Source organism: Tsuneonella sp. HG222 (assembly GCF_053819185.1).
Map to the genome: position 1 here is coordinate 1,319,669 of NZ_JBSOQZ010000001.1, position 26,416 is coordinate 1,346,084.

Consider the following 26,416-nt stretch of genomic DNA (forward strand, 5'->3'; position numbering starts at 1 on the left):
GGCTTGATCGAGTACGTCCCCGAAACCGGATCGACCAACGCCGACCTGATTGCGCGGCTCGCCGCGGGTGAGCGCATTCCGGAAGGGTTCTGGCTGGTGGCCGATCACCAGCGGTCAGGGCGGGGTCGGCAGGGGCGCAATTGGATCGACAGCGAGGGCAATTTCGCCGGCTCGACGGTCGTCCACCTGTCGGACCGGGACCTGGCGCCCAGCGGGCTTTCCTTCGTCGCGGCGCTGGCAGTCTACGAAACCGTCCTCGCCATGATCGCCGTACCGCAGGAACTGCAGCTCAAGTGGCCGAACGATGTGCTCTTGGGCGGGGCGAAATTCTGCGGCCTGCTGCTCGAACGCGAGGGCGATGCGGCGGTAATCGGGATCGGGGTCAACCTGGCCGGATCGCCGGACGTGGCGGATCGGCGGACCCGCTCGCTGGCCTTCTATGGCCCCGCGCCGGATCGAGACGCCTTCGCCCGTGCGCTGGTCGGCCAGTTCGATCTCGAGCTCGGCCGCTGGCGACAGTTCGGGCTCGAACCGGTTCTCAATCGCTGGAAACTGGCGGCCCATGCCGAAGGTACGCCACTGCGCGTCCATGACGGTGCGGGCGAAGTGCTGTGCGGCACCTATGCCGGCCTCGCGCCCGACGGCGCGCTCCAGCTTCGCTTGGACAATGGCGACACCCGTGTCATTCACGCGGGCGACGTCGCGATAGGAGAAGGCTGAGCCATGCTGCTCGCGGTAGATGTCGGCAACACCAACGTGGTCTTCGCGCTGATGGACCCGGGTGCGTCCCCGGGCCAGCCGGCCGAGATCCGCACGCGCTGGCGCATCGCGACCGATCCGCGCCGCACGGCCGACGAATATGCGGTCTGGCTGCTCCAGCTCATGGCGATCGAGGGGGTCGAACGGTCCGCGGTCGAGAAGATCATCGTATCCACGGTCGTCCCCCGGGCGCGGCACAACCTGGAAGTGCTGGCCAGCAAGTACTTCGGCGTGGCCCCGATCTTCGCCGGTGACGAAGGCTGGGGAATCGAGATCGACGTGGACGAGCCGCACACCCTGGGCGCTGACCGCGCGGTCAACGCAATCGCGGCGCATGCCAAGTACGGCGGCGACCTGATCGTGATCGATTATGGTACCGCGACGACGTTCGACGTGGTCGACTATAACGGGGCCTACAAGGGCGGGATCATCGCGCCGGGGATCAACCTCTCGCTCGATGCATTGGTCAACAACACCGCCAAGCTTTCGCGCATCGCCATCGAGAGCCCCAGGACCGACAGCGTCATCGGCCGCAACACCGAGGACCAGATGCAGATCGGCGTGTTCTGGGGTTATGTCGCGATGATGGAAGGCCTGATCGCACGCATCCGGGCGGAGATCGGCCGCCCGGCCAAGGTCGTCGCCACCGGGGGCCTCGCGATCCTGTTCGACCAGCACACAGATATTTTCGATCACGTCGATGCCGACCTCACGCTTCACGGCCTGGCGCTCATCGCAAGGCAGGGAAAGACGGCATGAAAAAGAACTTCGCACCAGAGGACGAACTGCTGTTCCTCGCGCTCGGCGGATCGGGCGAGATCGGCATGAACGTCAATCTCTACGGTTGCCGCGGCAAGTGGCTGATGGTCGACCTGGGCATGACCTTCGGCGGCGACGAGTACCCCGGCGTCGATCTGGTCTTCGCCGACCTGGCGTTCATCGAGGAGCGCCGCGACGACCTGCTGGGCATCGTGCTGACCCATGCGCACGAGGACCACATCGGCGCCGTGCCCTACTTCGCCGAGGAGCTGGGCGTGCCGCTCTATGCCACGCCGTTCACCGCCGACTTGGTGCGCCGCAAGCTGGCCGAGGCGGGGCTGGTCGACGCGGTCGAGCTGAACGTGATCGAGGAGGATCACGGATCGCTCGAGCTCGGCCCGTTCGAGATCACCTACATCCCGCTCGCGCACTCGATCGCCGAGGGCAATGCGCTGCTGATCGAGACGCCGCACGGGCGGATATTCCACACCGGCGACTGGAAGCTCGACGAGGAGCCGATGATCGGCGAGCCGGCCACCGAAGAGGAACTGACCGAATACGGCGACGAGGGCGTGCTGGCGCTCGTGTGCGATTCGACCAACGTGTTCAATCCGGCCCCGTCGGGCAGCGAGGGGGCGGTCTACCGCGGCCTCCTCGACGAAGTGCGCAAATGGAGCGGGCGGCGCGTGCTGGTGACGACCTTCGCCTCCAACGTGGCGCGGTTGCAGACCCTGGGTCACATCGCGGAGGAAACCGGCCGCCGCCTGTGCGTGGCCGGGCGCTCGCTCGACCGGATCATCGAGGTGGCGCAGGACAACGGCTATCTCGAGCATTTCCCCGAACTGGTCGATTTCGACACGGCGATGGGGCTGCCGCGCGGCGAGGTGCTGATCCTGGCGACCGGGGGGCAGGGCGAGCCGCGCGCCGCGCTGGCCCGCATTGCCGAGGAAAACCACCCGATCGAACTGGTCAGGGGCGACGTCGTCCTGTTCTCGAGCCGCCAGATCCCCGGCAACGAGATTGCCATCGGCAGGATCCAGAACAGGCTCGCCGGGCGGGGCATCGAGATGGTCACCGACCGCCAGAGCGAAATCCACGTCTCGGGCCATCCCGGCCGCCCAGAGCTCGAGGCGCTCTACGGCTGGCTGCGGCCCGAGGTGCTCGTGCCGGTCCATGGCGAGATGCGCCATATGCAGGAACAGGCCCGGCTCGGCCGCTCCAGCGGGATTCCCCAGGCGGTGGTCCAGCAGAACGGCGACATCGTCCGCCTCGCTCCGGGCAAGGCCGAGCGGCTGGCGCAGGTGCGCGCCGGGCGTCTGGTGCTGGATGGCGAGATCATCGCCCCGGCCGACGGCGAGGCCATCGTCATGCGCCGCCGCCTGGCGCGCGACGGCTTCGTAATGGTCGTTCTCGACGGCCGGACCGTGCGCGTCGAGGGCATAGGATTGCCGCTCGACGAGGATTACGACGCCTTCGTTGAAGAGGCGCAGGTCGACGTGCTCAACGCGCTGGCCCGCCTCAAGGGCCCGCAGGCGCGCGACGGCGAGGCTCTGATTGAAGCCGCCCGGCTCGCCGCCCGCCGCGCCGCCCAGCGGTGGAGCGGGAAGAAGCCGCAGGTCCGCGTGATCCTGGCCGGGGGCGAGTGATGCAGTGGACGTCGATCGTCGCGATCTACGCGCTGTTCTGGGTCATGAGCGCGTTCCTGATGCTGCCGTTCGGCGTTCGCACCCATGACGAGGCCGGCATCCCGCGCGTTCCGGGTCAGGCGGACAGTGCGCCGGCAAATTTCCGCCCCGGCCGCGTGGTGCTGCGGGCGACGGTGCTGGCGACGATACTCTGCGCGATCTTCATCGCCAACTACACGTTCGGCTGGGTCGAGGTCAGGGACATCGACCTGCTCGGCAAGCTGTTGGGGCTCGACCCCGAGCGCTAGTCGCGCAGGCGGTCGATCGCCTGCGCCAGCGCCACGTAGAGCTTCCCCGGATCCGACGACAGCAGGGTGACGCCCAGCGCGTGGCCGTCGCGCGTCGACAGGACGGAGCGCAGCATCGCCTCGAAATCATGGATGTAGCGGTTCACCGTGTCGCGGAAGTCGGAATCGTCGTGATAGATGTCGGCCACTTCGCGCGCGGTGGGATTGTCCAGCAGGCGCACCGCGCGGCGGGTGAAGATGCCGCGGTCGCCGCGCAGGTAGCTCGCCCAGGCGGTGTCGGCCACGTCGTTGTCGAACGCCTTGGTGATGTCGATCGCGCTCGAATTGAGGCTCTCAGTGATCAGCGCCATCCGGCGCGCGAAGTCGTTGTCGACCTGCTCCTCGGCGCGGCTGCGGGCATGGGCCACGCGGTGCTCCAGGTTCCCCGCCAGTTCGTTGACCGCCGATAGCTGGTCGCGCAGCTGCAGCGCCACCTCGCGGCTCGCTTCGCTGGCGCGCCGGGCGGTTTCCTCCAGGTCGGCAATGGCGGCTTCGGCATGTTCGCGCATCGCCTTCTCGACGATCCCCGCGCTGTCCTGCGCCAGCCGGTCCGACATGTTCTCGAGCGCGTCGCCGAGCGAAGCGCGGGCCTTCTGCGCCAGACCGTCCGCCTTGGCAGCCACGCCGTCGAGCGATTCTTCCAGGCGCGCCAGATGCTCGGCCTGGGCGCGGTTCGCTTCCGCGATGCGGACTTCCAGCGCCCCGAACTGCTCGACCGCCGAGAGGCCTTCGCGGCGCGCCGCATCGGCGTGCCCGACCAACGCCGCGCCCCGTTCCGCCGCCTCGCCGATCAGCCCGTGCGTCTCGCGCACCCGTGTCTCGAACCGGTCGAGGTCGTTCGCCGCCTGCGTCAGTGCCTGCGGCAGGTCTTCCTGCGAATGCACGGCGCCGGCGCGGATCAGTTCGAGCAGGCGCACCGTCTCGTCGGTCAGCTTGGCCACGCGGGCGCTGCTGGCTTCGAGCTCGGTCCGTCCTTCCGCCAGGTTTGCGGCAAGCCCCGCCGCCGCTTCCTGCAGCGATTCGCCGGTCTCACTGCCCTGCCGGGTCAGTTCGTCCAGCCCGCGCGAGATATCGCGCATCCGGGCCAGCATCGCGTCGCCGCGTTCGGAGAGCCCGGCGATATGGGCCAGGTGCTCTTCCTGCCGCTCGCGGACATAGCCGTCGAGTTCCTCGAGCCGCCCTTCGAGCGCGGCCGCGGCCTGCGCCTCGCGCTCACGCGCCTCGGCGCTGCGGCGGCGCATCGCGTCGTCGAACGCCGCGGCGCGCTGGCCCATCGCGGTGTCGACCCGGTCGGCTTCTTCGGCGAGGGTGGCGAGGCGGGTGCGGGCATTCTCCAGCGCGTGATTGTCGACCCGGGCGATGTCCTCGATCGCGGCGAACATCCGCGCCTTGAGGTCGTCGATCGCCGCGTTCCACGCGCCTGCAGCCTCGTCCTGCCCGCTGCGCAGCGTGGCGATGGCGTCGGTCCCTTCGGTCGCCACCGACGCGACCCTGTCGCGCAGCCGCTCGATCTCGGTTTCGGCCTGCTGCTGCACGTCGGCGTGGCGGGCGGCCAGTTCGCCCTGCAGGGCATCGGCCCGGCGGCGCAGGGCGGCCAGCGCCTCGACCTCGTGCCCGTCGAGTTCGGCGCGGAAGATCTCGCTGCGTTCGCCAAGCGCGGCGAAGCGCGCGGCGGCGACTTCCTCAAGTTGGGTGGCCTGCGCCTCGAACGCGGCAAGCGCCGCATCGACGCGGCTGCGCAAGGAGGCGACCTGCCGCTCGCTCGCTTCGCCGAACTGGTTGAGCCGGTTGAAGCCGGAGACCATTTCCTCGAGCTGGCCCTGCGCCGTGTTGCCGGCGTGGCCGATCTGGTTGGCCACGTCGCGCGCGGAATTGGAGATGACCGGCAGATCGCCGCGCAGCCGCTCCATGTTGTCGCGCGCCGTCTGGCTGACGCGGCCGATCGTTTCGACCTGCGCGCCGTTCTCCACGATCAGCGCCTGAAGCCGCGCGGCATGTTCGGAAATGCGTTCGCTCGCCAGGCGGCCCAGCGATTCGAGATCGCGCGACTGGGAGGCGATGAAGTCGCGCGCCAGGCTGAGCTCGCTGTTGACCGCGGACAGGCGCGCTTCGAGCGCGGCGCTTTCCCGCGACAGGACATTGGCGACATCGGCGAACCGGGCCGCCTCGCGGCGCGAATTGCGCATCGCCAGCAGCCAGAGCGCGACGACGAGCAGCACGGGGACCGACCAGGCGACGATCCACTCGCTCCACAGCGCGGGGCTGGCGCCGGCCAGCATCTCGCGCTGGTGGACCCAGCCGAAGAAGCCGGTCCAGCCCAGCACCGCGACGATGGCCAGCGTCGGAACGATCCAGCCGCCGCGAATGCGCGGGGCCTCTTCCTCGTCCTCCCACACGTCCTCGACCAGGAGTTCCTCCTGCATCGGGGCGGTTTCGACCAGTGTCGTTTCGCCTTCGCCTGCGGGCTCGGAGCCCACGGCGACGAGATTGTCCCTGCGTGTCATGCGCGGCAGAATACCACAGGCAGGGGTCCTTTAAACCCGCGTTAACCGCATTGGGCTCAAGGACCTGTGGATGGCTTATATCTCCGACAGTCTGGATGCCACCTTCGCCGCTGCCGCGGGGCAGGATCCGGCGCTGCTGGAGGAACTGCGCGCGGCCTTTGCCGAAAGCCTCGCCGGCCAGATCGACCTGCTGCGGCGGGCCCGGTGCGACGGGAACTGGGAAATGGCGGCCCAGCGGCTCAAGAGCCTGGGCGCCAGCTTCCACGCCCCGGCACTCGTGTCTCTGGCGAGCGAGGCGCTCGACGGCGCGCCGTCCGATCCCGTGGTGCTGCGCAAGCTCGAGCGTTTCGCGCGGGACTTCGCCGCCGGCTGACTTGTGCCCACTCCCCGGCAGGCCTAGCTAAACGCTCTGCCGACGAGGAGATGCGGGTGCGGGCCGCCCTGATTGCCACCGACGACGCCGCTTTCGAGCCGGAGCGCGAGCCGGCGCGCCTCGGTGGCCGCGCGGTCTCGCTCCACCAGCTCGATTTCGCGCTCGGCCAGGGCTGCGGCAAGATCCTGTGCCTGGGCCATGGTGCCTCGCCTGAAGCCATCGCCCTGCGCCATGCGGCCGAGGCGGCGGGGGCGCAGTTCCAGGTCCTGCGCGGGCCGCGCGACCTGCCCGCAGCGGTGCGCGGCGAGGACGAGCTGCTGGTCTTCACGCGGGGACTGCTGCCGGATTCGCTGGTCGCGTTCGACCTGCTTCGCCGCGGGCCGGTAATCCTGTCGTTGCCGGTCCGCCCGGGTGCGGGTGCGGGCTTCGAATTGCTCGACCTGACGACCGCGTGGGGCGGGGCGATGAAGATACCGGGCCGCTTCGCCGCTGCGATGGACATGCTGCCCGACGATGGCGACGCGGTCTCGGGCCTGCTGCGCATCGCCCGCCAGGCCGGCGTGCCGGAAAAGGAGCTGCCCGAGGCCGAACTGGCCGAGGGGCGCTGGGTCCTGCTGCGCACCGCCGAACAGGGCGTCGCGGCCGAATCCGGTTGGCTCCGCCGCCGGCTCCCCGCGGTATCGCCCTGGCGCCCGACCGCTTGGCTGGCCCGCACCCTGCTGCGCCGTTTCGGATCGGCTTCGACCGACCGGTCCCATCTGAAGTCCGGCGCGAAGGCCGTCGCCGGGCTTGCGATTGCGGGCGCGGTCGCTGCCGCCTGGTATGCCGCGCCCCTCGCGGGGTTCGCCCTGCTGGCATTGGCGCTGCTGGCGATCGAATTCGGCGATGCCGCGGCGCGTCTCGAACGCCCGAGCTTCGCCGGCGAGGCGAGCCCGTCGAAGGTCTCCGCCGGGCTGCGCATCGCGCTCGACCTTGCGCTGATTGTTGTCGGAGCGCTGGCCATCCCGGGGGCGCTGCATCGGCGCATATTCCTGGCGATCCTCCCGGTCGCTTTGCTGCAGCTCTGGCCGGGCGGGAACCGGGCCGACTGGCGCAGCCTGGCGACCGACCGGATGCTGGTCATCGCGGCCCTCGCGCTCACCACGGCCGGAGACGGCGCGGAGAAGGGCTTCATGGCCGTGACGCTGGTCCTGCTCGCGCTGCGCCTGGTGGCCCGGCCGGAGCCGCGCGGCTAACGCGGATTTAACCCTGTCGGTCTATGGCAACTCTATGGACAGCAACCCCGTGACCGCGAGCAGCCTCGAAACGGTCGAGGCGACTTTGCGCGACGAACTCGCGCAGGGCGACGCAGTGCTGTCCACCGCGACGCCGATCCTGCGCCATCTGCTTGTCAACGAGGACCAGGCGCTGTTCGGCGACGAAGTCGTGGCGCGGGTGCGCGGGATGATCGGCGACATCGCCCGGCAGGTCCTTTTCGCCCACGCCGAGGCCTCGCGCGCGAGCGACCGCATCGCCTTTGCCGACCAGCGCGCGGAACCACTCGTCGCCGCGCTTGCCAACGATCCGGCGCTGCTGGCGCACCTGCATGCCCTGACGATCGAAGGCCAGCTCGCCCGCAGGCTCAACGCCCGCACCGGCGCCGACCTCGTGCTTTCGCCGCTGCTGCAGGAACTCGTCGCCTCGCGCGACGAGCCGGTGGCGGCGGCGGCCATGTCGGCGATCACCGCGCAGGCTCGCTTCGGGCAGCAGCAGCAGCGCATGGCACTGCCGCTGGGCGAACTGCCGGGCGACCTGTTTCACCACGCCATGCTTGCCTTCCGCACAGCGGCGGACGGCGAGGACGGGGCGGAGGCGGCGGAAAAGGCGCTGCGGGAAAGCTTCGACGAGGGGCTGGGCCGGATCGGCCTGCTTGCACACCTCGTCATGCGGCTGGGCAAGGGCGCGGTCCGGGCGCTCGACGTCGACAACGCCGGCATGGCGATCTTCATCACCGCGCTGGCTATGGCCTCGGGCCAGAGCCGCGACACGGCGGTGCTGTCCCTCTCCGAACGGCAGTTCGCCCGGCTCGCCCTGGCCTTAAGGGCAGCAGGCCTGTCGCAAGCGGCGGTGGAGGAGCAGTTCCTCTACCTCCATCCCGATTTCCTGCTTCCGGACGGGTTCGAAAAGCTGCGGGCCGACCGCGCGGCGGCGATGCTTTCCGCCTCGCCGGTCCGGGCCGGCTGACCGATGGCGACCGCCGCGCATTTCGTTGCCACCGCGCGCACCGACGGGCGCGACTGGCTGGTCGAGGCCGAGGAGCCGCTGGCCGGGTTGCAATTGCGCAGCGGCGGCGAGCTTCCCGGGATCGTCGCCACGCCGGCCCTGCTCGAACTGGTGCGCAAGTCGCGCCTTTACGGCCTTCGCCTGGCCCGCGCGATCGAGGCGCAGGACGGCACCGAAGCCGTGACCGCCTGGGTGGAAATCCAGCCCGATATTTCCGGCGGGGGCTGCACCATCGGGCTTGCCAACTGGCAGGCCGAGCCGCTGCCGCCCGAGGACCAGGCCGCGGCCGAGGAGCGCCGCGCGGCGATCGAACGCCATGTCGCCGAACTGACCGTGCGTCTGGGCCCCGACCAGCAGGTCATCGCGGTCGACTGCGACAGCGCCGAACTGGCGGAGACGGCCCGCCGCCTGCGCGAAGGGCAGGGCACGCGCTGGACCGAGATCGTCGAGGTTGCGGGCGACGACAACCGCCAGGACCGCCATTGGCGCCTGCTCGACGGGGCGCGCCTCGTCGTTCCGGAATCTTCGCGGAGCTGGAAGGCCGTGCTCCTGCCGCTCGGGCGGCCGGAACCCGGTTCGGCCGGATTCGACCTGCTGTTCGTGGCCGATGAGCCAGCTGGCGATGCCCAGCCGGCCAAGCCCAGGACCGTGTTCAGCGCGGCGATGGGGCGCGAGATCGCACCTGTCCTGCGCCAGCCGATCAGCCGGATCATCGCCAATGCCGAGACCATTCGCACCCAGCTCGCCGGGCCGCTGGCGGAGGAATACAGCAAGTATGCCGCCGACATCGCGACCGCGGGCGAGCACCTGCTGGCGCTGATTGACGATCTGGCCGACCTCGAGGTGGTCGAGGCGGAAGACTTCGACACCGCCCCCGACAGGATCGACCTTGCCGACGTGGCCCGCCGAGCGGCCGGCATTCTCGGCGTGCGGGCGCGCGAACGGGCGATTGCGGTCGAACCGCCGGGCGCGGACGACAGCGTCCTGGCGGTCGGCGAGTTTCGCCGCGTCCTGCAGATTCTGCTGAACCTGCTGGGCAACGCGCTGCGCTACGCCCCCGAGGGCACGCAGGTCAGCCTGACGGCCGAGCGCGACGGCGACCGCGCACGCATCCACGTGGTGGACCAGGGCGAAGGGTTGAGCGCCGAGCAGCAGGCCCGCGTGTTCGAGAAGTTCGAGCGGCTCGGCCGCAGCGGTGACGGCGGCTCGGGCCTGGGGCTCTACATCTCGCGCCGTCTGGCCCGGGCGATGGAGGGCGACCTCACCGTCGCCAGCATCCCGGGCGAGGGCGCGCGCTTCACCCTCGACCTGCCCGCCTTCGACGATCGCCGGGCGGAGAAGCGCTGATCCCTCAGCGCTGGCTCAGCGGGATGTAATCGCGCTCGGTCGGGCCGGTGTAGAGCTGGCGCGGGCGGCCGATCTTCTGGCCGGGATCGCTGATCATCTCGTTCCACTGCGCCACCCAGCCGACCGTGCGGGCAAGGGCGAACAGCGCGGTGAACATCGTCGTCGGGAAGCCGATCGCCGAAAGAATGATCCCCGAGTAGAAATCGACGTTGGGGAACAGCTTCTTCTCGATGAAATAGTCGTCGTGCAGCGCCAGTTCCTCGAGCCGCAGGGCGGTCTCGAACAGCGGGTCCTTGACCTTCAGCGCATCGAACACCTCGCGCACGGTCTTCTGCATCACGGTCGCCCGCGGATCGTAGTTCTTGTATACCCGGTGACCGAAGCCCATCAGGCGGAACGGGTCGTTCTTGTCCTTGGCGCGTTCGATGTAGTGCGGGATGCGATCGGGCGTGCCGATCTCGCGCAGCATGTTGAGCGCTGCCTCGTTGGCGCCGCCGTGCGCCGGGCCCCACAGGCAGGCGATGCCCGCCGCGATGCAGGCGAACGGATTGGCGCCCGACGAACCGGCAAGGCGCACGGTGCTGGTCGAAGCGTTCTGTTCGTGATCGGCGTGGAGGATGAAGATCCGGTCCATCGCCCGCTCGACCTCGGGCACCACCTCGTATTCCTCGGCCGGGACGCCGAAGGTCATGCGCAGGAAGTTGCCCGTGTAGCTCAGCGAGTTGTCGGGATAAAGGAAGGGCTGTCCGATCGAATACTTGTACGCCATCGCCGCGATCGTCGGCATCTTGGCGATCAGCCGGTGGCTGGCGATGCGCCGCTGGACCGGGTCGGAGATGTCGGTCGAATCGTGGTAGAACGCCGACAGCGCGCCCACGACGCCGCACATGATGGCCATCGGGTGCGCGTCGCGCCGGAAACCGCGATAGAACTGCGCGAGCTGCTCGTGCAGCATGGTGTGGCGGGTGATCGTCCAGCTGAATTCATCCAGCTCGTCCTTGGAAGGCAGCTCGCCGTTCAGCAGCAGGTAGCTGACTTCCATGAAGTTGGACTGTTCGGCCAGCTGGCCGATCGGATAGCCGCGGTGAAGCAGGACGCCTTCGTCACCGTCGATGTAGGTCAGGCCGCTCTCGCAGCTCGCGGTAGAGGTGAACCCCGGATCGTAGGTGAACATCCCGGTCTGGCCATAGAGCTTGCGGATGTCGACCACGTCGGGCCCGACCGTGCCGTGCATGACGGGAAAATCGGTGGTGTCGCCGCCTACCGCCAGTGTCGCCTGTGAGTCAGCCAAGATACGTCTCCTGCAAGTTCCGTTGCTCAGGCCGGTCCGACCGCCTGTGCGTCGATCCGCGCGAGGCTTTCTTCCCTTCCGAGAAGCGCCAGCACATCGAAAATTCCCGGGGAAGTGGTCTGCCCGGTCAGCGCCGCGCGGAGCGGCTGGGCGAGCTTGCCGAGACCCAACCCCAGCTCCTCCGCATAGGCTTTCAGATTGGCTTCCAGCGCCTCGATTGTCCAGTTCGGTTCGTCTTTGAGACGCAAAGAAATCGTTGCCAGCATGGCCCGCGCCTCGGGCGTCAGCAGCGCTTCGGCCGCGTCCGAAATCGGCAGCGGGCGGGTGCGGAACAGGAAGGCGGCTCCGTCGGCCAGCTCGTTCATGTCCTTGGCCCGCGTCTTGAGCACCGGCATGGCCTCGACCAGACGCGCCACGTCGGCCTCGGGGCCGATGCGGGCCGCGGCGATCCGGGCCAGCTCCGCGTCGTCCGCCGCGCGGATGTAGTTGCCGTTCATGTTGAGCAGCTTCTTCATGTCGAAGCGGCTCGGGCTCTTGCCGACGCCTTCCAGCGTGAAGGCGGCGATCGCCTCCTCGCGGGTGAAGTCCTCCTGGTCGCCGTGACCCCAGCCCAGGCGCAGCAGATAGTTGAACAGGGCCTCGGGCAGGATGCCCAGCTCGTCTCGGTAAGCGTCGACGCCCATCGCCCCGTGGCGCTTGGACAGCTTGGCCCCGTCGTTGCCGTGGATCAGCGGGATGTGCGCGTAAACCGGCTGCGGCCAGCCCATCGCCGTGATGATCGGCAGCTGGCGGAACGCGTTGTTGAGATGGTCGTCCCCGCGCACGATGTGGGTCACGCCCATGTCGTGATCGTCGACCACCACCGCCAACATGTAGGTCGGCGTCCCGTCGGCGCGCAGCAGCACGTAGTCGTCGATCTCGGCGTTCTTGACCGCCACGCGGCCTTGGACCCGGTCCTCGATCACCGTCTCGCCCTCGTTGGGGGTTTTCAGGCGGATGACGTAGGGCGCGCCCTCCGGCGCCTCGGCCGGGTCGCGATCGCGCCAGCGGCCGTCATAGCGCAGCGGCAGCTTCCTTGCGCGCTGGTCCTCGCGCATCGCCTCGAGCTCTTCGGTCGTGGCGAAGCACTTGTAGGCATTGCCTGATGCGAGCAGCTGCGCGGCGACCTCGGCATGGCGCCCGGCGCGCTCGCTCTGGAAGACCGGCGGCTCGTCGTAGTCGAGGCCGAGCCAGTCGAGACCGTCGAGAATGGCGTCGATCGCCTGCTGGGTGGACCGCTTCCGGTCCGTGTCCTCGATCCGCAGCAAGGCCTTGCCGCCGTGGTGGCGCGCGAACAGCCAGTTGAACAAAGCAGTGCGTGCGCCGCCGATGTGCAGGAAACCGGTGGGCGAGGGCGCGAAGCGGGTAACAACCGTTTCGCTGCTGCCGCTTGCCATGCTTTCGACTTTCCCTATCCACTACAGATCGATGGCCACGCGCTTACCGCCGCTGATCCCGCTGGAAGTCGGGGAGCCGGGTGATGTTGCGTTGCAGCAGACGCCTTGGCGAAAGCGCGTGCGCTTGTCCAGCGTGCTCGATGCGGCGGATCAATTCCTGCAGCGCGCGGCCTTCGACCGCGGCCCGTGGCTGACGCTGGCGCTGGCGGCGGGCATTGCCGCTTGGTTCGTGCTGCCGGAACCGGCCTGGTGGGTCGGGGCGATCCTGGCGGCCTTGCTGGTCGCGGCGACGGCCGGGGCGCTGTGGCGCGGGGTCGAGGGGCGCAATCACCTGTTGCTGGCGGCGGTCTCGCTGGGGCTCGTCTTCGCCTTCGGCACCGGGCTCGTCTGGATGCGCTCGACCCTGATCGGGGCCGAACTGCTCCCGCGCCCGGTATCGGCGACGTTCGAGGGCCGGATCCTCGAGCGGATCGAACAGCCCGCGGAAGGCCGCACCCGGCTGGTGCTGGCGACCCGCGACGAGGAGGGCCGGGCGATCAAGGTGCGAGTCAACGTGCCCCTGGCCGAGGACGCGCCGGCGCTGCGCGAAGGCGCTGTGATCCGCTTTCGGGCGCGGCTGATGCCGCCCGCCTCGCCGATGTTGCCGGGCGGTTACGACTTTGCCCGCGCGGCCTGGTTCCAGGGCTTCGCGGCCACCGGCAGCGTGCAGGGCGGGGTGGAACTGGTCGAGCCGGCGCGCGGCGAGGCCTGGCTGGCCGCCACGCAGCGCCGGCTGGCCGATCACGTTCGCGGGCAACTAGGCGGATCGGCCGGTTCGATCGCCGCGGCCTTCGCCAGTGGCGACCGCGGGGCGATCGACCCGGCCGACGAGGAGGCGATGCGCGACGCGGGCCTGACGCACCTGCTGTCGATCAGCGGGGTGCATGTCAGCGCGGTCATCGCGGCGGTCTATTTCCTCGCCATTCGCCTGCTGGCGCTCTGGCCGTGGTTCGCGCTGAGGGTGCGGCTGCCGCTGGTCGCCGCCGGCGCGGGGGCGCTGGCGGGCGTCGGCTATACGCTTCTGACCGGCGCCGAGGTGCCCACGATCCGCAGCTGCGTGGGCGCGGTCTTGGTGCTGGGAGCGCTGGCGCTGGGGCGCGAGCCGCTGTCGATGCGTATGGTCGCGGTGGCGGCGGCCTTCGTCCTGCTGCTGTGGCCCGAGGCGATTGCCGGGCCGAGCTTCCAGATGAGCTTTGCCGCCGTGGTCGCCATCGTCGCGCTGCACGATGCGGGATGGGTCCGGCGCTTCCTCGCGCCGCGCGAGGGGAGGGCGCTGGGCCGGCTGTGGCGCGCGCTGGCGATGCTGCTCGTCACGGGGCTGGTCATCGAGCTGGCGCTGATGCCGATCGTGCTGTTCCATTTCCACCGCGCGGGCGTCTACGGCGCGTTCGCCAACGTCATCGCCATCCCTCTGACGACCTTCGTTTCGATGCCGCTCATCGCGCTGGCGCTGCTGCTCGACCTCGTCGGGGCCGGGTCGCCCGCGTGGTGGCTGGCGGGCCAGTCGCTCGACCTCTTGCTCGGCCTCGCTCACCTCGCCGCGGACCAGCCCGGCGCGGTCAGGCTGATGCCGCAGATGGGCTGGGGCACCTACGCCCTGTTCCTGGCCGGCGGCGCGTGGATGGCCCTGTGGCGGGGCAGGGTCCGGCTCTGGGGGCTGGGCCTGGCGGGCCTCGCCACCGTGCTGTTTGTCCTGACCCCGGAACCCGACGTGCTGATCGCCGGCGATGGGCGCCAGGTCGGGGTGGTGACCGCTGACGGGAGGCTGCTCTCCCTGCGCGACAGCAGAAGCGACTTCACGCGCGAAAACCTGATGGAACTGGCCGGCGTCGCGGCCGAGCCGATCCCGCTGGCCCAATGGCCCGACGCCGAGTGCACGCCCGACTTCTGCGTGCTGGGCATCGAGCGCGAGGGGCGGACCTGGCACCTGCTCCTGTCGCGCAGCCGCAATCTTATCGAAGAGCGCGCGCTGGCCGCGGCCTGCGAGCGGGCGGACATCGTCGTGGCCGACCGCTACCTGCCGCGCACCTGCCAGCCGCGCGCGCTGCGCGCCGACCGCCGGATGCTCGACGCCACCGGAGGCCTGTCGCTCGTGCTGGGACGCGACGGGATAGCGGTGGAGTCTGTCGCCGAAGGGCAGGGGCGCCACGGTTGGTGGCGCGGGCGACCGGCCGACTGACGAATCTGGCCAGCTAACCCTGGAGACAAGGGCAGACCCCGGAGCAGGACCGGACCGGGCGCGCCGCTCCGGCGCCGCCCGGCCTCGGTTTTCGCGACAGCCTAGTGGTAGCGGCGCAGCAGGCCGGCGAGCTTGCCCTGCACCTGGACCTCGTTCTCGGCATAGTACTGCGGATCGTAGGCGGCGTTGGCCGGATCGAGCCGGATCATCCCGTTTTCGTGGCGCAGGTACTTGAGCGTCGCTTCCTCGTCACGGACCAGGGCGACGACGATCTCGCCGTCGCGCGCCGAGTTCGTCTTGCGCACCAGCGCGTAGTCGCCGTCGAGGATGCCCGCCTCGATCATCGAATCGCCCGACACCTCGAGCGCGTAGTGCTCGCCCGCACCCAGCAGGGCAGCAGGCACGGGCAGGGTGCGATCGGTCTCGAGCGCTTCGAGCGGGACGCCCGCGGCGATCCGCCCGTGGAGCGGAATCTCGATGACATCGTTTGCGGCGGCCGGCGCAGCGCGCGGCGGCACGGTCACCCGAGCGACCGCATCGTTGGCGGCTGCCGCCGTGACGCGCGCGGGGGTGGCATTCTCGGGCTGGCGCAGCACTTCCAGCGCGCGAGCCCGGTTGGGCAGGCGGCGGATGAATCCGCGCTCCTCGAGCGCCGAGATCAGGCGGTGCACGCCCGACTTGCTCTTGAGATCGAGCGCCTCCTTCATCTCCTCGAACGAAGGCGAAATCCCGCTCTCTTCCAGCTTGCGCTGGATGTAGAGGAGCAGTTCGTGCTGCTTGGCGGTCAACATTCCGGCGCTCTCCGCAAAAACGTTCCAATTCGGGAACGAACGCGGAACAAGTAGGCAACCCGGATAACTCTTGTCAAGCGATACCGCCATTTTCGAGCCAATAGGCCGCCACGGTGTCGCCCGCCTCGGCAGCCGGCGCAAAAGCGGGCCGCCGGATCAGCGCGTCGGCGCGCGAAAGGGCGAGCAGGGCGCTGCTGTCGCGCTCCGAAATCGGGGCGAGCGCCCCATCCTCGAACCGCGCGCGAACGAACTCGGCCCGCTCGCCCACGGCGAACAGCGGCCGGGCCAGCGGGGCGCGGAACGCAGTGGGGAGCGGGTTCGCCGCCCCGCCGAGCGCGCGCAGCAGGGGCAGGGCGAAGAGGAACGCGGTCACGTAGCTCGACACCGGATTGCCGGGCAGGCCGATGATCCATTGCGGACCTTTGCGCGCCACCAGCAGCGGCTTGCCGGGACGGATCGCGACGCGCCAGAAGGCGATTTCGGCGCCCCATGCCTCCAGCGCCGGGCGCACCAGATCGTGATCGCCCACTGATGCGCCGCCGCTGGTCACGATGACTTCGGCGCCTCCCGCACGGTCGAGCGCGCCGAGCATCGCGTCCATCGTGTCGGGCACCGGCCCGAGCCGCGCGACCGAGGCGGCCCAGGGCGCCGCCATCGCCGCGAGCATCGCGCCGTTGCTGGCGGGTATCTGGTGGGGAGCACAGGCGGCCGGGTTGGCGACGAGCTCGTCTCCCGAATCGAGTACTGCTACCAGGGGCCGGCGATGGACTACCAGGTTTGCCTGCCCCGCCGCGAGGGCGAGGGCGAGGTGCGCCGGGCCGATCCGGACCCCCTTGTCGAGCAGCGTGTCACCGACGCGAAAATCGAATCCGGCACGGCGGATATGCCGCTCAGTGGGTCCGTCATCATTGGCGAGGATCAGACGGTCGCCTTCGCGCGCGGCGTTCTCCTGCAGCAGGACGGCACCGGCCCCCTGCGGCATCAGCGCTCCGGTGGAAATCCGCACGGCCTGCCCGGGCGAAAGCTCGCCGGCGAAGGGATGGCCAGCCGCGCTCTCGCCCACGACGGTCCAGGGGCCGGCACTGTCGTCGCCGCGCACGGCATAGCCGTCCATCGCCGACAGGTCGGCGGTGGGCTGGGTGCGGGCGGCGAGCAGTGGCTCAGCGAGATAGTGGCCGACGGTCTCGCCGGCCGCGAGTGCTTCGGCTGGCAGTGGCTCGACCCCCGCCAGCAGGCGCGCCTGCGCCTCGTCGAGCGGAAGGGGCGGCGTCATGTCGACGCGCGCCAGGTACCGCTCTTGCCGCCGGTCTTCTCGAGCAGGCGGACGCCCTCGATCGTCATGCCCTTCTCAATCGCCTTGGCCATGTCGTAGATTGTCAGGAGCGCGACGGAAACCGCTGACAAGGCTTCCATTTCCACCCCCGTCTTGCCGGTGAGCGACGCCGTGGCGCTGACCCGCACGGCATCGTGCTCGAAGGCGAAATCCACGCTCACCGCGTCGAGCGCGAGCGGGTGGCACAACGGAATGAGATCGCCGGTTTTCTTGGCGGCCATGATCCCGGCGATGCGCGCGGCGGCGAGCACGTCGCCCTTGGGTCCGCTCCCCTCGCGCACTGCCTGCAGGGTTTCGGGCGCCATGCGGATGCGGCCCTCGGCCGTGGCGCTGCGGGCGGTCTGCGCCTTGCCGCCGACGTCGACCATCCGGGCTGCGCCCGATTCGTCGAGATGGGTCAGCCGGCTCATCGTGCCCTCCGCAACAGGCTAGGATGACACGGAGTATACGACTGGATCGCTGCCGTTCGGACCCTGCTACGGCGAGGCCGAGCGGTGACAGGGGAAATGCCCGGGACGAGGATCCGATTCATGCCGAATCTCATGGCATATCGCGACCTTGTAGGACAGCGCCGCCTATGTCGGGCGCTTGTTGCTCCAGATCACCTGCCCGATCCCGCCCAGGGCCAGCAGCACGCCCCAGATGGTCCACGTGATGTCGCCGGCCATGAAGCTGTCGAGAAAGGCGATGTTGAGGCCCTGCAGGATCCAAACTCCGCCCAGCAAGACCATGACGCACCCCAGCAAGGTGCTGATCACCCGGAACGTCGTGTCGAGGAGCTTGCGCATCAGATTTCCCCCGTCAGCAGCAGCCTCGTTGCCGCCTCGACGTCGTCCTGCCGCATCAGGCTCTCGCCGACAAGGAAACAGCGCACGCCCGCCGCCGCAAGGCGCAGGCAGTCCTCGTGCGAGTTGATCCCGCTCTCACCCACCAGGAGCGTCCCCTCGGGCGCCAGCGGGGCGAGGCGCTCCGTCGTCGCCAGGTCGGTGCGGAAAGTGCGCAGGTCGCGGTTGTTGACGCCGATCAGCCGTGACCGCAACCGGGCCGCCCGCTCCATCTCCGCCTCGTCGTGGACCTCGACCAGCACGTCCATCCCGCGCTCGAGCGCGGCGGCCTCGATCTCCGCCATGGCGCCGTCGCTCAGCGCGGCGACGATGATCAGGATCGCATCGGCGCCGATCGCCCGCGCCTCGGCCACCTGCCAGGGGTCGATCATGAAGTCCTTGCGCAGCACGGGCAGCGGGCAGGCCGCCCGCGCATCCATCAGATAGTCCTCGTGCCCCTGGAAATAGGGCGCGTCGGTCAGCACCGAGAGGCAGGCGGCGCCCCCGCGGGTGTAGGCAACCGCGTGTTCGGCCGGGCGAAAATCGGCCCGGATCAAACCCTTGGAGGGGGAAGCTTTCTTGATCTCCGCGATGAGGCCGAAGCGTTCTGACGCCATCGCTTCGAGATTGGCCCGGAAGCCGCGCGGGGCCGTGGCGTCACGCGCGATCCGATCGAGGTCCTCCAGTGTCGCCAGCGCCTGGCGCGCCAGCACTTCCTCGCGCTTGGTGGCGCAGATTTCGGCGAGCTTGTCGGTCATCGCGCGGCCGCGATCCAGCAGTCGAGCAGCGCCTTGGCGAGGCCCTTGTCGAGCGCCTCGGCCGCTTCCTCGACGCCGTCTTTCCAGTCGGAGACCTCGCCCGCCACCATCAGCGCGCCGGCGGCATTGAACAGCACGGCATCGCGGTAGGGGCCGGGCGCGCCCATCAGCAGGGCGCGCAGGGCGGCGGCATTGTGCGCCGCGTCGCCGCCGCGGATCGCCTCGACCGGGGCGTGCGGCAGTCCGGCGGCGGCGGCATCGACCCTCCGCATCTCGAAATCGTGGCCCTGGACGTCGGCGAGCTCGTTGCCGCCATCGAGCGAGAGCTCGTCGAGCCCCTCGTCGCCCGAGACGATGAAGCTGCGCCCGGTGCCGAGCCGCGCCATCGCATCGGCATAGATCGGCACATAGGCCGGGCGCGCGATGCCGAGCAGCTGGCCGGTGACATGGGCCGGGTTGGACAGAGGGCCCATCAGGTTGAAGATCGTCCGCTTGCCCAGTTTCTGACGAATTGGCTGAATTCGTCGCATCGCGGGGTGATGATTTGCAGCGAAGAGGAAGCAGATGCCGACTTCGCGCAGCGTGGTTTCGGCGGTGCGCCCGGCGGCTTCCATGTCGAGACCCAGCGCCTCGAGCGTGTCGGCCGCGCCGGCCTTGCTGCTCGCCGCACGGTTGCCGTGCTTGGCTACCGGCACCCCGCAGGCCGCCACGACCAGGCTGACCGCGGTCGAGACGTTGAGCGTATGCTTGCCATCGCCGCCCGTGCCGCAGACGTCGATCGCGCCTTCGGGCGCCTCGATCGGGATTAATCGCGCGCGCAGGGCCCGCGCGGCTCCGGTGATCTCGCTGGCGGTCTCGCCGCGGTCGGACAGCTCGGAGAGGAAGCGGGCGATCTCCTCGTCCGAGGTCTCGCCGTCGAGCATCGCGGCGAACGCGGTCTCGGCTTCCTCTTCGGAGAGGTGCGGCTCGACCGGCGGCAGGCGCTTCATGCCGCCCGCACACCCTCGCGCCGGGCGTCGATGCCGCAGACGCGCAGGAAATTGGCCAGCAGGTCGTGGCCGTGTTCGGTGGCGATCGACTCGGGGTGGAACTGCACCCCGTGGATCGGCAGGTCCGCATGGCGGAAGCCCATGACCGCCGTGCCGTCGAGCCCCGGGGTCTCGCTGGTGGCGTTGACCAGCAGGCAGGCGGGAATGTCCTCGACGATCAGCGAGTGATAGCGGGTGGCGATGAAGGGGCTGGGCAGGCCGGCGAACACGCCCGACCCGTCATGGTCGACCGGGCTGGTCTTGCCGTGCATCAGTCCGCCGCGCACCACCCTGCCGCCGAAATGCTGGCCGATCGCCTGGTGCCCGAGGCAAACGCCCAGCAACGGCAAGGCCTTGTCGGCGCTTGCTGCCACGAGGTCGAGGCTGATGCCGGCTTCGTTCGGGGTGCACGGGCCGGGCGAGATGAGGATCCCCTTCGCCCCGCTCGAGACCGCCTGCCCGGCGGAAATCTCGTCGTTGCGCACCACCTCGACCCTGGCACCCAGTTCCATCAGGTAATGGACCAGGTTGAAGGTGAAGCTGTCGTAGTTGTCCACGACCAGGATGTCTGCGCCGGCGCTCATCGGCCGCCCCTAGCGAACTTGTCGGTCGCGCGCACCAGCCCATCGACGATGCCGGGTTCGCTCGCCGAGTGGCCGGCGTCGGGCACCATCCAGAGCTCGGAGCCAGGCCATTCCCGGTGCAGCGCCCAGGCCGAAGTCGGCGGAGTGCAGATGTCGTGCCGGCCCTGGACGATGATCGCCGGAATTTCGCGGACGCGGTCGAGGTTGGCGAGCAACTGGCCTTCTTCCAGCCAGAAGCGCTGCTGGAAGAAGCGCGCGCAGATACGGGCGAAGGGCAGCGCCTTGTGCGGGTCGGCATAGGCCTCGACCAGTTCGGGATTGGGCAGCAGCGTGGCGACGCTCCCCTCCCAGCGCGACATCTCGGACGCCGCGGCGAGGCGCGTGGCCTCGTCCTCGCTGAATAGCCGCCGGGCATAGGCGTCCAGCAGGTCGCCGCGCTCGTCGGCCGGGATGTGGCCGCTGAAGCGGGCCCACGCCTCGGGCATGACCTCGCTGGCGCCGTATTCGTAGAGCCAGCGGTTCTCCTTCGCCGTGGCGAGGAACACGCCGCGCAGGATGAGTTCGCTCACACGCGTAGGGTGAGCCTGCGCATATGCGAGGGCGAGCGTCGCGCCCCAGCTTCCGCCGAAGACCTGCCACGCGGCGTGCCCGCACATCTCGCGCAGCCGCTCGATATCGGCGACGATGCGCCAGGTGTCGTTGTGCTCGATTTCGGCGAAAGGCTTCGACTGACCGCAGCCGCGCTGGTCGAACAGCAGGACATCATAGCGCGCCGGGTCCCACTGCCGCCGATGGTCGGGCGACATGCCGCCGCCGGGCCCTCCGTGGAGGAACACCGCCGGTTTCGCGCCGGGCGCGCCGACGCGCTCGTAATAGAGCGAATGGCCTTCACCCACGTCGAGCCAGCCGCTTTCGTAGGGTTCGATGGCCGGATAGAGCCCGCGATAGCCGCTCATGGCTGGCGGCCCTTGTTCTCCACCACGATCAGCGGCCCGAGCGGCGCGCCATCATCGATCCGCTGACGAGCAGGGTCCCACAGGGCGGAGACGGTGCCGTCGAGGAACAGCGCGTTGGGAATCTCCAGCACGTCGCGGAAATAGCGGCCGAACTTGCCGAAGCTGATCGGCGCCTCGCTGATCACGAAATGCGCCCGGCCGCCGCCATCCACCCCCACGCCGTTGCGGATCTTGGTCGACTGACCGTCGGAGTCGAACGCCTCGTGCAACTCGCCGTCGATCACCAGCATCGGGCCGGATTGCGTGGCGAACTGCGGGCGGGTGAGAATGCGTTCGGAAAAGCTCTCGCTGTCGAGCACCTGCCACTGGTCGCCGGTGCCGAAGAAGACGCCGTTGGGCTTGAGGTGGAAATTGCCCGGCCCTTCGGTCTGGTTGAGCACCGTCAGCCGCCTGCCCGAGGAAACATAGTAGCCGACCGGTTCGCCGTCCTCGTCGAACATTCCGCCGTTCATGGCGAACGCCACGACCGGCGCGTCGCCCGGGCGATCCTCGGCAAAGGCCTTGAGGCTGCGATAGGGCGGGCCGCCGTCGGGACCCAGGACCATGCGGATCTGGTGGCGCCGCGGGTCGGCGACGCAATGGGTCAGCGGGCTTTCCTCGAACATGACCGGCTCGCAGGCTTCCTGACCGGTCGTGACGTTGATGACCAGGTTGTCTTCTTCTTCAGGCTGCTGGGAGCAGGCGCCGAGGGCCAGCAGGGCGGCCAGGCTGAGGGACAGGGTGGGGAGGAGCCGCTTCATTGCCCGAACCCCGGTTCGCTGGCGATCCGCGACGCCTCGCGCGCGGCGGCGATCAGCGCGCCGGCCTTGGCTTCGCATTCGCGTTGTTCGTAGGCCGGGTCGCTGTCGGCGACGATCCCGGCGCCGGCCTGCACGTGCATCAGCCCGTCCTTCACCACCGCGGTGCGCAGGACAATGCACGAATCGACCGAGCCGTCGGGCGCGAAGTATCCGACCCCGCCGGCGTAGGGCCCGCGTGTCTCGGGTTCGAGTTCGGCGATGATCTCGCAGGCGCGGATCTTGGGCGCGCCGCTGACGGTGCCGGCCGGAAAGCCCGCGAACAGCGCATCGAGCGCGTCCTTCGCCGGAGAAAGCCGGCCGACCACGTTGCTGACGATGTGCATCACGTGGCTGTAACGCTCCACGGTGAAACTGTCGGTGACGCGCACCGTGCCCTCGGAGGCGACCCGGCCCACGTCGTTGCGGCCCAGATCGAGCAGCATAAGGTGCTCGGCGCATTCCTTGGGATCGGCCAGCAGGCTGGTCTCGGCCGCGTCGTCGAGCTCGCGGGTGGCGCCGCGCGGCCGGGTCCCGGCGATCGGGCGGATGGTCACTTCCCCGTCGCGCACCCGCACCAGGATTTCCGGGCTCGAGCCGACCACGGCGAAGCCCGGCAGGTCGAGAAAGTAGAGGAACGGGCTGGGGTTCACGCGCCGCAACGCCCGGTAGAGCGCCAGCGGGGGCAGCGGGAAGGGGCAGGTGAAGCGCTGCGCGAGGACGACCTGGAACACGTCGCCCGCGGCGATGTAGTCCTTGGCCGACAGGACCATGCGCTCGTAGACCCCCGGCGCCAATTTGGGCGCGAGCGCCATGTCGGGCAGATCGGCCACGCTGGCCCCGCCGGCATGCGCCGCGGACAGCTTGCGCAGCGCTTCGTCGATGCGCTCGGCGGCGCGATCGAGCGCCTGGTCGGGTTCCGTCCGGTCGGGCCACAAGGGGGCGATGCAGTACAGGTCGTCGCTCAGCCGGTCGAACACGCAGATCAGCGCCGGGCGCGCGAAGAGCATGTCGGGCAGGGCCAGATCGCTTTGCGGCGCGCGCGGCAGTTTCTCGACCAGGCCGATGGTCTCGTAGCCGAAATAGCCGACCAGGCAGGCGATCGGCGGCAGGCCGGCGGGCACATCGATGCGGCACGCTGCGGCGAGAGCGCGCAGTTCGTCGAGGCTGTTGCCGGGCAGCGGTTCGAACGCGCTGCGGTCGGTGCGCCACGCGCGGTTGACCTCGCAGCTTGCGCCCGTGGCGCGGAACATCAGGTCGGCGTCGATCCCCAGCAGGCTGTAGCGCCCGCGCACCTCGCCGCCCTCGACGGATTCGAGCAGGAAGTCCCCCCGCCCGGGCTCGATCAGCTTGATCGCCGCGCCGACCGGCGTCTCGGTGTCGGCGACGAGCTTGCGCCAGACCAGCGCCGGCCTGCCATCCGCCAGTGCGGCGCGCGCCGCGGCGGCGTTTTCCGGCAGGGCGCCAGCCAAGCCCCGTGCCCCTACTGCGCGGAGCCGGTGAGCTGGCGAACCACGGCGTCGATGGCGGCGGGGTTCTTCTCCATGCCCAGCGAGGCCTGTGCAGCGCCTACGAGCTGCTCGGCGTATTCGCTCCCGAGCGCGTTCGCCAGTTCGCGCTGGGTCTGCCCGATCAGCGGATCATTGCCCTCGATCCGGGGAACCGAGATGTCATCCAGCCGCGCGACGAACCAGCCCGCGTTCTGCGCGCCTTCGAGCTTCTTTGTCGTCCGCTCGGCCATCGAGAAATAGAGCGCGAGGACCGGGGGAATGCGGGGCAGTGCGGCCAGTTCGGGCCGGCCCATGTCGACGGGCTGCGGCGCGGGCAGGGCGACCTTCTCCGCCGCGGCGGCGGCCGCGAGGGTCGCGCCCTTTTCCACGCGCTGGAGGATGCGCTCCGCCGCGGCGCCGGCCAGCCGGGCACCTTCTGCCATACGCCAGTCGGCAATCACGTCGTCGCGGATCTGCGCCAGCGGAGCGACGGCCGAGGGCGTGATGTCGGCCACGCCGAAGACGAGGAACGTCTGGCCGGGCACGACCTCGGCGATCTGCGGCTCGCCCTCTTCCATCTCGAACGCGGTGCGCAGCGCCGGCTGAAGCGCGGCGGGAGCGGTCTCGGTGCTCGAATAGACCCGGCCGTCGGCGGTCAGCGGCGCGGTGTTGACGAGCTCCAGCTTCATTTCCGCAGCGACGTCGTCGAGCGAGGATCCTGCTTCGAATTCCTCTTCGACGCGCGTCGCCATATCGATGAACGCGGCCCGGCGTTGCTCGGCCGCCAGTGCGGTGGAAATCTCGCTGCGGGCCTGCGCCAGCGTGCGGGCAGGCACCCGGGTGACGGCGTCCACCCTCAGAACATACCAGCCCAGGTTGCCCCGCGTCGGGGTCGCGACGGCGCCTTGCGCGGCGGCGAAGGCGGCATCGGCCACCGCCTGCGAGGTCTGCCCGGCAAGCTGGCTCTTGGAGACAGGGCCGACCGTCGTGGTCGACAGGCCCTTTTCGCGCGCCGAGACGGCCAGCGACTTGCCGCCCGCCACTTCGCGCACAATCGCTGCCGCAGCGGCCTGCGTGGGCACCACCATCTGCGTCAGTGTGCGGGTTTCGCTCGCGGCGTACTTCGCCTTGTCCTGGTTGTAGCGCGCGGCGATCTGCGCCTCGGTCGGCGCCGGCAGATCGGCCAGAGCCTCGGCGCCGAAGGTCGCGTAGCGGATCACCCGCCGTTCGGGGCGGATATACTTGCTGCCGTTGGCCTTGTGATAGGCGGTCAGTTGCTCGTTCGTCGGCGCGGCCGTGGGGGCGAACGCGGTGCTCGGCAGGTTGAGGATCGCGCCCTTGCGCCGTTCGCGCAGCAGGACGGCATATTGCCTGGCAATGCTCGGTGGGACGACGATGCCTGCGCTGGTCGGCGTGAGGACCTGCTGCGCCATCAGGCCCGAGGCGATGTCGGACCGGACCGCGGCCTCGCTTAGGCGCTGCTGCTGCAGGACGGCGTCGAACGCCTGGCGGCTGAACTTGCCGTCGGGGCCCTGGAAGGCCTGGATCTTCACCAGTTCGCTGTCGACCAGCCGCTTGCCGACCCGGAATCCGTGCTCCTCGCCCCACTGGGTGAGCGCGAGGCGCTGCATCAGGCGGTCGAGAACGCTGTCGGTCGCCCCGTCCTGCGCCAGCATGGCTTCCATCGTCAGGGTGGGATTCTGCTGCCGGCGGGTTTCGAGCTCGGCATTGAGCGCGGCGGTGAATTCAGCCGGAGTGATCTCGCCGTCGCCCACGACCGCGACCGAATCCCCGGCCGAGACGCTGCCGATGTTGCTGTTCGTGCCGGTGATGTCCGACATGGCGAATGCCAGCGCGATGAGCGCCAGGAAACCCATGGTCAGGACAAGGCCGAACTTTGACTTGAAGATATTGCGGAAGAAGTGGAGCATCGTGAAACTCTGGCCGGGGAGGGCCTGCGCCATATCCGCGCTGCGGCGCGCCCGCAACAGTCGGGCTGAGGTTTCCCAACCTGCGTCAACTGTCGCTTTGACAAGCGCTCGCCCGGCGATTAGCGCCCCACGACGCCTGCAAAGGTGAAACTCTTCCCTCCAGGATCATCGAAGTCGCAAACTGAACATGGCTGAACGTCCTTACATCGTTGGTAACTGGAAGATGCACGGCACGCGCTCGATGCTGTCGGAAGCGCGGGCGATCGATCGCGCCGCGGAGCGCCTGATGAAGGTCGAGGTGGCGCTGGCGCCGCCGTTCACCCTGATCCATGCGACCCGCAAGGAAGCCTCGCTGATCGGCGTGGGCGCGCAGGATTGCCACGCGGCCGATGGCGGCGCGCACACCGGCGACATCTCGGCCTCCATGCTCAAGGATGCTGGCGCCGGGTTCGTGATCGTCGGCCATAGCGAGCGCCGCGCCGATCATGGCGAGACCGATGCCGACGTGAAGGCCAAGGCCGAGGCTGCGCTGGGCGCGGGCCTGTCGGTCATTGTCTGCGTGGGCGAGATCGAGGCGGAGCGCGACGCGGGCGAGGCCGAAAGCGTCGTCGCCAGGCAGCTAGACGGCTCGCTGCCGCAGGGCGAGGGCGCCGCCGACAAGGTCACCGTCGCCTACGAGCCCGTCTGGGCAATCGGCACCGGGCGCACGCCCACGGTGCAGGACGTCGCGGCGATGCACGTGTCGATCCGCGCGAAGCTCAACGCCATCTACGGCGCAGGCGGGGCCGCGATCCGCATCCTTTACGGCGGCTCGGTCAAGCCCGGCAACGCGGCGGAACTGCTGGCGGCGGAGGAAGTGGGCGGGGCGCTCGTCGGCGGGGCCAGCCTCACGGCGGAAAGCTTCCTCGGCATCGTCGCCGCAGCGGCCGAGGGCCTCGAAGGCTGACGTTGTAAACCCGGCCGC

General features: G+C 69.7%; 24 protein-coding genes. 10 read left to right on the top strand and 14 right to left on the bottom strand.

Annotated elements, in window-relative coordinates; translation table 11 throughout:
• Window positions 1-3 precede the first annotated feature (3 nt).
• The 4 genes from ACWPMZ_RS06660 to ACWPMZ_RS06675 are packed head-to-tail and all read left to right on the top strand — an operon-like array spanning window position 4 to window position 3,451.
• Window positions 4-720, top strand: a complete 717-nt coding sequence (locus tag ACWPMZ_RS06660; RefSeq protein WP_455703223.1) for a biotin--[acetyl-CoA-carboxylase] ligase — start codon at window positions 4-6, stop codon at window positions 718-720.
• 3 nt (window positions 721-723) lie between these two features.
• Window positions 724-1,518, top strand: coding sequence for a type III pantothenate kinase (locus ACWPMZ_RS06665; RefSeq protein ID WP_455703224.1), 795 nt, complete (start codon window positions 724-726; stop codon window positions 1,516-1,518).
• The gene (locus tag ACWPMZ_RS06670; RefSeq protein ID WP_455703225.1) at window positions 1,515-3,164 is read left to right on the top strand and encodes a ribonuclease J; all 1,650 of its coding nucleotides are present in this window, start codon (window positions 1,515-1,517) and stop codon (window positions 3,162-3,164) included. The genes ACWPMZ_RS06665 and ACWPMZ_RS06670 overlap by 4 nt, the downstream gene beginning before the upstream one ends.
• Entirely contained in the window at window positions 3,164-3,451 is a 288-nt protein-coding gene (locus ACWPMZ_RS06675; RefSeq protein ID WP_455703226.1) for a DUF1467 family protein, read from the top strand. Before ACWPMZ_RS06670 ends, ACWPMZ_RS06675 begins: the two co-directional genes overlap by 1 nt.
• Here ACWPMZ_RS06675 and ACWPMZ_RS06680 read toward each other — a convergent pair.
• Window positions 3,448-5,994, bottom strand: a complete 2,547-nt coding sequence (locus ACWPMZ_RS06680) for an ATPase (RefSeq protein ID WP_455703227.1) — start codon at window positions 5,992-5,994, stop codon at window positions 3,448-3,450. The two genes, ACWPMZ_RS06675 and ACWPMZ_RS06680, sit on opposite strands and share 4 nt — an antisense overlap.
• A 70-nt stretch (window positions 5,995-6,064) precedes the next feature.
• Here ACWPMZ_RS06680 and ACWPMZ_RS06685 point away from each other — a divergent pair, with 70 nt between their 5' ends.
• The 4 genes from ACWPMZ_RS06685 to ACWPMZ_RS06700 are packed head-to-tail and all read left to right on the top strand — an operon-like array spanning window position 6,065 to window position 9,976.
• Window positions 6,065-6,367 carry an Hpt domain-containing protein gene (locus ACWPMZ_RS06685; protein ID WP_455703228.1) on the top strand — a complete coding sequence of 101 codons (303 nt, stop codon included), beginning with the start codon at window positions 6,065-6,067 and terminating at the stop codon, window positions 6,365-6,367.
• 56 nt (window positions 6,368-6,423) lie between these two features.
• A complete protein-coding gene (locus ACWPMZ_RS06690) occupies window positions 6,424-7,602 on the top strand; it encodes a hypothetical protein (RefSeq protein WP_455703229.1) in 1,179 nt (392 codons plus the stop codon).
• A gap of 34 nt (window positions 7,603-7,636) precedes the next feature.
• A complete protein-coding gene (locus ACWPMZ_RS06695; protein WP_455703230.1) occupies window positions 7,637-8,590 on the top strand; it encodes a hypothetical protein in 954 nt (317 codons plus the stop codon).
• A gap of 3 nt (window positions 8,591-8,593) precedes the next feature.
• Window positions 8,594-9,976, top strand: coding sequence for a sensor histidine kinase (locus tag ACWPMZ_RS06700; RefSeq protein ID WP_455703231.1), 1,383 nt, complete (start codon window positions 8,594-8,596; stop codon window positions 9,974-9,976).
• 4 nt (window positions 9,977-9,980) lie between these two features.
• On the opposite strand, the gene ACWPMZ_RS06705 is transcribed toward ACWPMZ_RS06700, so the two are convergent.
• Together ACWPMZ_RS06705 and gltX are read right to left on the bottom strand one after the other, a co-directional pair.
• Window positions 9,981-11,267, bottom strand: a complete 1,287-nt coding sequence (locus ACWPMZ_RS06705; protein ID WP_455703232.1) for a citrate synthase — start codon at window positions 11,265-11,267, stop codon at window positions 9,981-9,983.
• Window positions 11,268-11,293: 26 nt separating this feature from the next.
• Window positions 11,294-12,703, bottom strand: a complete 1,410-nt coding sequence (gltX, locus tag ACWPMZ_RS06710) for a glutamate--tRNA ligase (protein ID WP_455703233.1) — start codon at window positions 12,701-12,703, stop codon at window positions 11,294-11,296.
• A 118-nt stretch (window positions 12,704-12,821) separates the two neighbouring features.
• On the opposite strand from gltX, the gene ACWPMZ_RS06715 reads away from it, so the two are divergent.
• Window positions 12,822-14,921 carry a ComEC/Rec2 family competence protein gene (locus ACWPMZ_RS06715; protein ID WP_455703234.1) on the top strand — a complete coding sequence of 700 codons (2,100 nt, stop codon included), beginning with the start codon at window positions 12,822-12,824 and terminating at the stop codon, window positions 14,919-14,921.
• Window positions 14,922-15,022: 101 nt separating this feature from the next.
• Here the strand turns inward: ACWPMZ_RS06715 and lexA are convergent, their stop codons facing one another.
• From lexA to ACWPMZ_RS06770, 11 genes are all read right to left on the bottom strand, one after another.
• Window positions 15,023-15,712, bottom strand: coding sequence for a transcriptional repressor LexA (gene lexA, locus ACWPMZ_RS06720; protein ID WP_455703235.1), 690 nt, complete (start codon window positions 15,710-15,712; stop codon window positions 15,023-15,025).
• A gap of 73 nt (window positions 15,713-15,785) precedes the next feature.
• Window positions 15,786-16,985, bottom strand: a complete 1,200-nt coding sequence (locus ACWPMZ_RS06725) for a molybdopterin molybdotransferase MoeA (RefSeq protein ID WP_455703236.1) — start codon at window positions 16,983-16,985, stop codon at window positions 15,786-15,788.
• The gene (moaC, locus tag ACWPMZ_RS06730) at window positions 16,982-17,455 is read right to left on the bottom strand and encodes a cyclic pyranopterin monophosphate synthase MoaC (protein ID WP_455703237.1); all 474 of its coding nucleotides are present in this window, start codon (window positions 17,453-17,455) and stop codon (window positions 16,982-16,984) included. The genes ACWPMZ_RS06725 and moaC overlap by 4 nt, the downstream gene beginning before the upstream one ends.
• 165 nt (window positions 17,456-17,620) lie before the next feature.
• Entirely contained in the window at window positions 17,621-17,833 is a 213-nt protein-coding gene (locus ACWPMZ_RS06735) for a hypothetical protein (RefSeq protein ID WP_455703238.1), read from the bottom strand.
• A complete protein-coding gene (gene trpC, locus ACWPMZ_RS06740) occupies window positions 17,833-18,627 on the bottom strand; it encodes an indole-3-glycerol phosphate synthase TrpC (protein WP_455703239.1) in 795 nt (264 codons plus the stop codon). The genes ACWPMZ_RS06735 and trpC overlap by 1 nt, the downstream gene beginning before the upstream one ends.
• The gene (trpD, locus tag ACWPMZ_RS06745; protein ID WP_455703240.1) at window positions 18,624-19,616 is read right to left on the bottom strand and encodes an anthranilate phosphoribosyltransferase; all 993 of its coding nucleotides are present in this window, start codon (window positions 19,614-19,616) and stop codon (window positions 18,624-18,626) included. The genes trpC and trpD overlap by 4 nt, the downstream gene beginning before the upstream one ends.
• Window positions 19,613-20,239 (bottom strand): anthranilate synthase component II, encoded by a 627-nt coding sequence (locus tag ACWPMZ_RS06750; protein ID WP_455703241.1) that lies wholly within the window; start codon window positions 20,237-20,239, stop codon window positions 19,613-19,615. The genes trpD and ACWPMZ_RS06750 overlap by 4 nt, the downstream gene beginning before the upstream one ends.
• Entirely contained in the window at window positions 20,236-21,195 is a 960-nt protein-coding gene (gene pip / locus ACWPMZ_RS06755; protein WP_455703242.1) for a prolyl aminopeptidase, read from the bottom strand. Before pip ends, ACWPMZ_RS06750 begins: the two co-directional genes overlap by 4 nt.
• Complete coding sequence (locus ACWPMZ_RS06760) at window positions 21,192-21,995, bottom strand: phosphodiester glycosidase family protein (RefSeq protein WP_455703243.1); 804 nt, start codon at window positions 21,993-21,995, stop codon at window positions 21,192-21,194. The genes pip and ACWPMZ_RS06760 overlap by 4 nt, the downstream gene beginning before the upstream one ends.
• Window positions 21,992-23,503: an anthranilate synthase component I family protein gene (locus ACWPMZ_RS06765; RefSeq protein ID WP_455703244.1), complete on the bottom strand. Its 1,512-nt coding sequence runs from the start codon at window positions 23,501-23,503 to the stop codon at window positions 21,992-21,994. The genes ACWPMZ_RS06760 and ACWPMZ_RS06765 overlap by 4 nt, the downstream gene beginning before the upstream one ends.
• Before the next feature lie 11 nt (window positions 23,504-23,514).
• Window positions 23,515-25,485 carry a SurA N-terminal domain-containing protein gene (locus tag ACWPMZ_RS06770; RefSeq protein ID WP_455703245.1) on the bottom strand — a complete coding sequence of 657 codons (1,971 nt, stop codon included), beginning with the start codon at window positions 25,483-25,485 and terminating at the stop codon, window positions 23,515-23,517.
• Between the two features lie 154 nt (window positions 25,486-25,639).
• Between ACWPMZ_RS06770 and tpiA the strand changes: the two genes are divergently transcribed.
• The gene (gene tpiA / locus ACWPMZ_RS06775; protein ID WP_455703246.1) at window positions 25,640-26,398 is read left to right on the top strand and encodes a triose-phosphate isomerase; all 759 of its coding nucleotides are present in this window, start codon (window positions 25,640-25,642) and stop codon (window positions 26,396-26,398) included.
• The last annotated feature ends 18 nt before the right edge of the window (window positions 26,399-26,416 follow it).

Excerpts from the sequence above, each read along its gene's own strand:
- ACWPMZ_RS06700 (WP_455703231.1), top strand. The coding sequence starts at position 8,594 with ATGGCGACCGCCGCGCATTTCGTTGCCACCGCGCGCACCGACGGGCGC.
- ACWPMZ_RS06675 (WP_455703226.1), top strand. The coding sequence starts at position 3,164 with ATGCAGTGGACGTCGATCGTCGCGATCTACGCGCTGTTCTGGGTCATG.
- lexA (WP_455703235.1), bottom strand. The coding sequence starts at position 15,712 with ATGTTGACCGCCAAGCAGCACGAACTGCTCCTCTACATCCAGCGCAAG.
- gltX (WP_455703233.1), bottom strand. The coding sequence starts at position 12,703 with ATGGCAAGCGGCAGCAGCGAAACGGTTGTTACCCGCTTCGCGCCCTCG.
- ACWPMZ_RS06770 (WP_455703245.1), bottom strand. The coding sequence starts at position 25,485 with ATGGCGCAGGCCCTCCCCGGCCAGAGTTTCACGATGCTCCACTTCTTC.
- trpC (WP_455703239.1), bottom strand. The coding sequence starts at position 18,627 with ATGACCGACAAGCTCGCCGAAATCTGCGCCACCAAGCGCGAGGAAGTG.
- ACWPMZ_RS06750 (WP_455703241.1), bottom strand. The coding sequence starts at position 20,239 with ATGAGCGCCGGCGCAGACATCCTGGTCGTGGACAACTACGACAGCTTC.
- trpD (WP_455703240.1), bottom strand. The coding sequence starts at position 19,616 with ATGAAGCGCCTGCCGCCGGTCGAGCCGCACCTCTCCGAAGAGGAAGCC.
- ACWPMZ_RS06725 (WP_455703236.1), bottom strand. The coding sequence starts at position 16,985 with ATGACGCCGCCCCTTCCGCTCGACGAGGCGCAGGCGCGCCTGCTGGCG.
- ACWPMZ_RS06670 (WP_455703225.1), top strand. The coding sequence starts at position 1,515 with ATGAAAAAGAACTTCGCACCAGAGGACGAACTGCTGTTCCTCGCGCTC.
- tpiA (WP_455703246.1), top strand. The coding sequence starts at position 25,640 with ATGGCTGAACGTCCTTACATCGTTGGTAACTGGAAGATGCACGGCACG.
- pip (WP_455703242.1), bottom strand. The coding sequence starts at position 21,195 with ATGAGCGGCTATCGCGGGCTCTATCCGGCCATCGAACCCTACGAAAGC.
- moaC (WP_455703237.1), bottom strand. The coding sequence starts at position 17,455 with ATGAGCCGGCTGACCCATCTCGACGAATCGGGCGCAGCCCGGATGGTC.
- ACWPMZ_RS06760 (WP_455703243.1), bottom strand. The coding sequence starts at position 21,995 with ATGAAGCGGCTCCTCCCCACCCTGTCCCTCAGCCTGGCCGCCCTGCTG.
- ACWPMZ_RS06685 (WP_455703228.1), top strand. The coding sequence starts at position 6,065 with ATGGCTTATATCTCCGACAGTCTGGATGCCACCTTCGCCGCTGCCGCG.
- ACWPMZ_RS06735 (WP_455703238.1), bottom strand. The coding sequence starts at position 17,833 with ATGCGCAAGCTCCTCGACACGACGTTCCGGGTGATCAGCACCTTGCTG.
- ACWPMZ_RS06695 (WP_455703230.1), top strand. The coding sequence starts at position 7,637 with ATGGACAGCAACCCCGTGACCGCGAGCAGCCTCGAAACGGTCGAGGCG.
- ACWPMZ_RS06665 (WP_455703224.1), top strand. The coding sequence starts at position 724 with ATGCTGCTCGCGGTAGATGTCGGCAACACCAACGTGGTCTTCGCGCTG.
- ACWPMZ_RS06680 (WP_455703227.1), bottom strand. The coding sequence starts at position 5,994 with ATGACACGCAGGGACAATCTCGTCGCCGTGGGCTCCGAGCCCGCAGGC.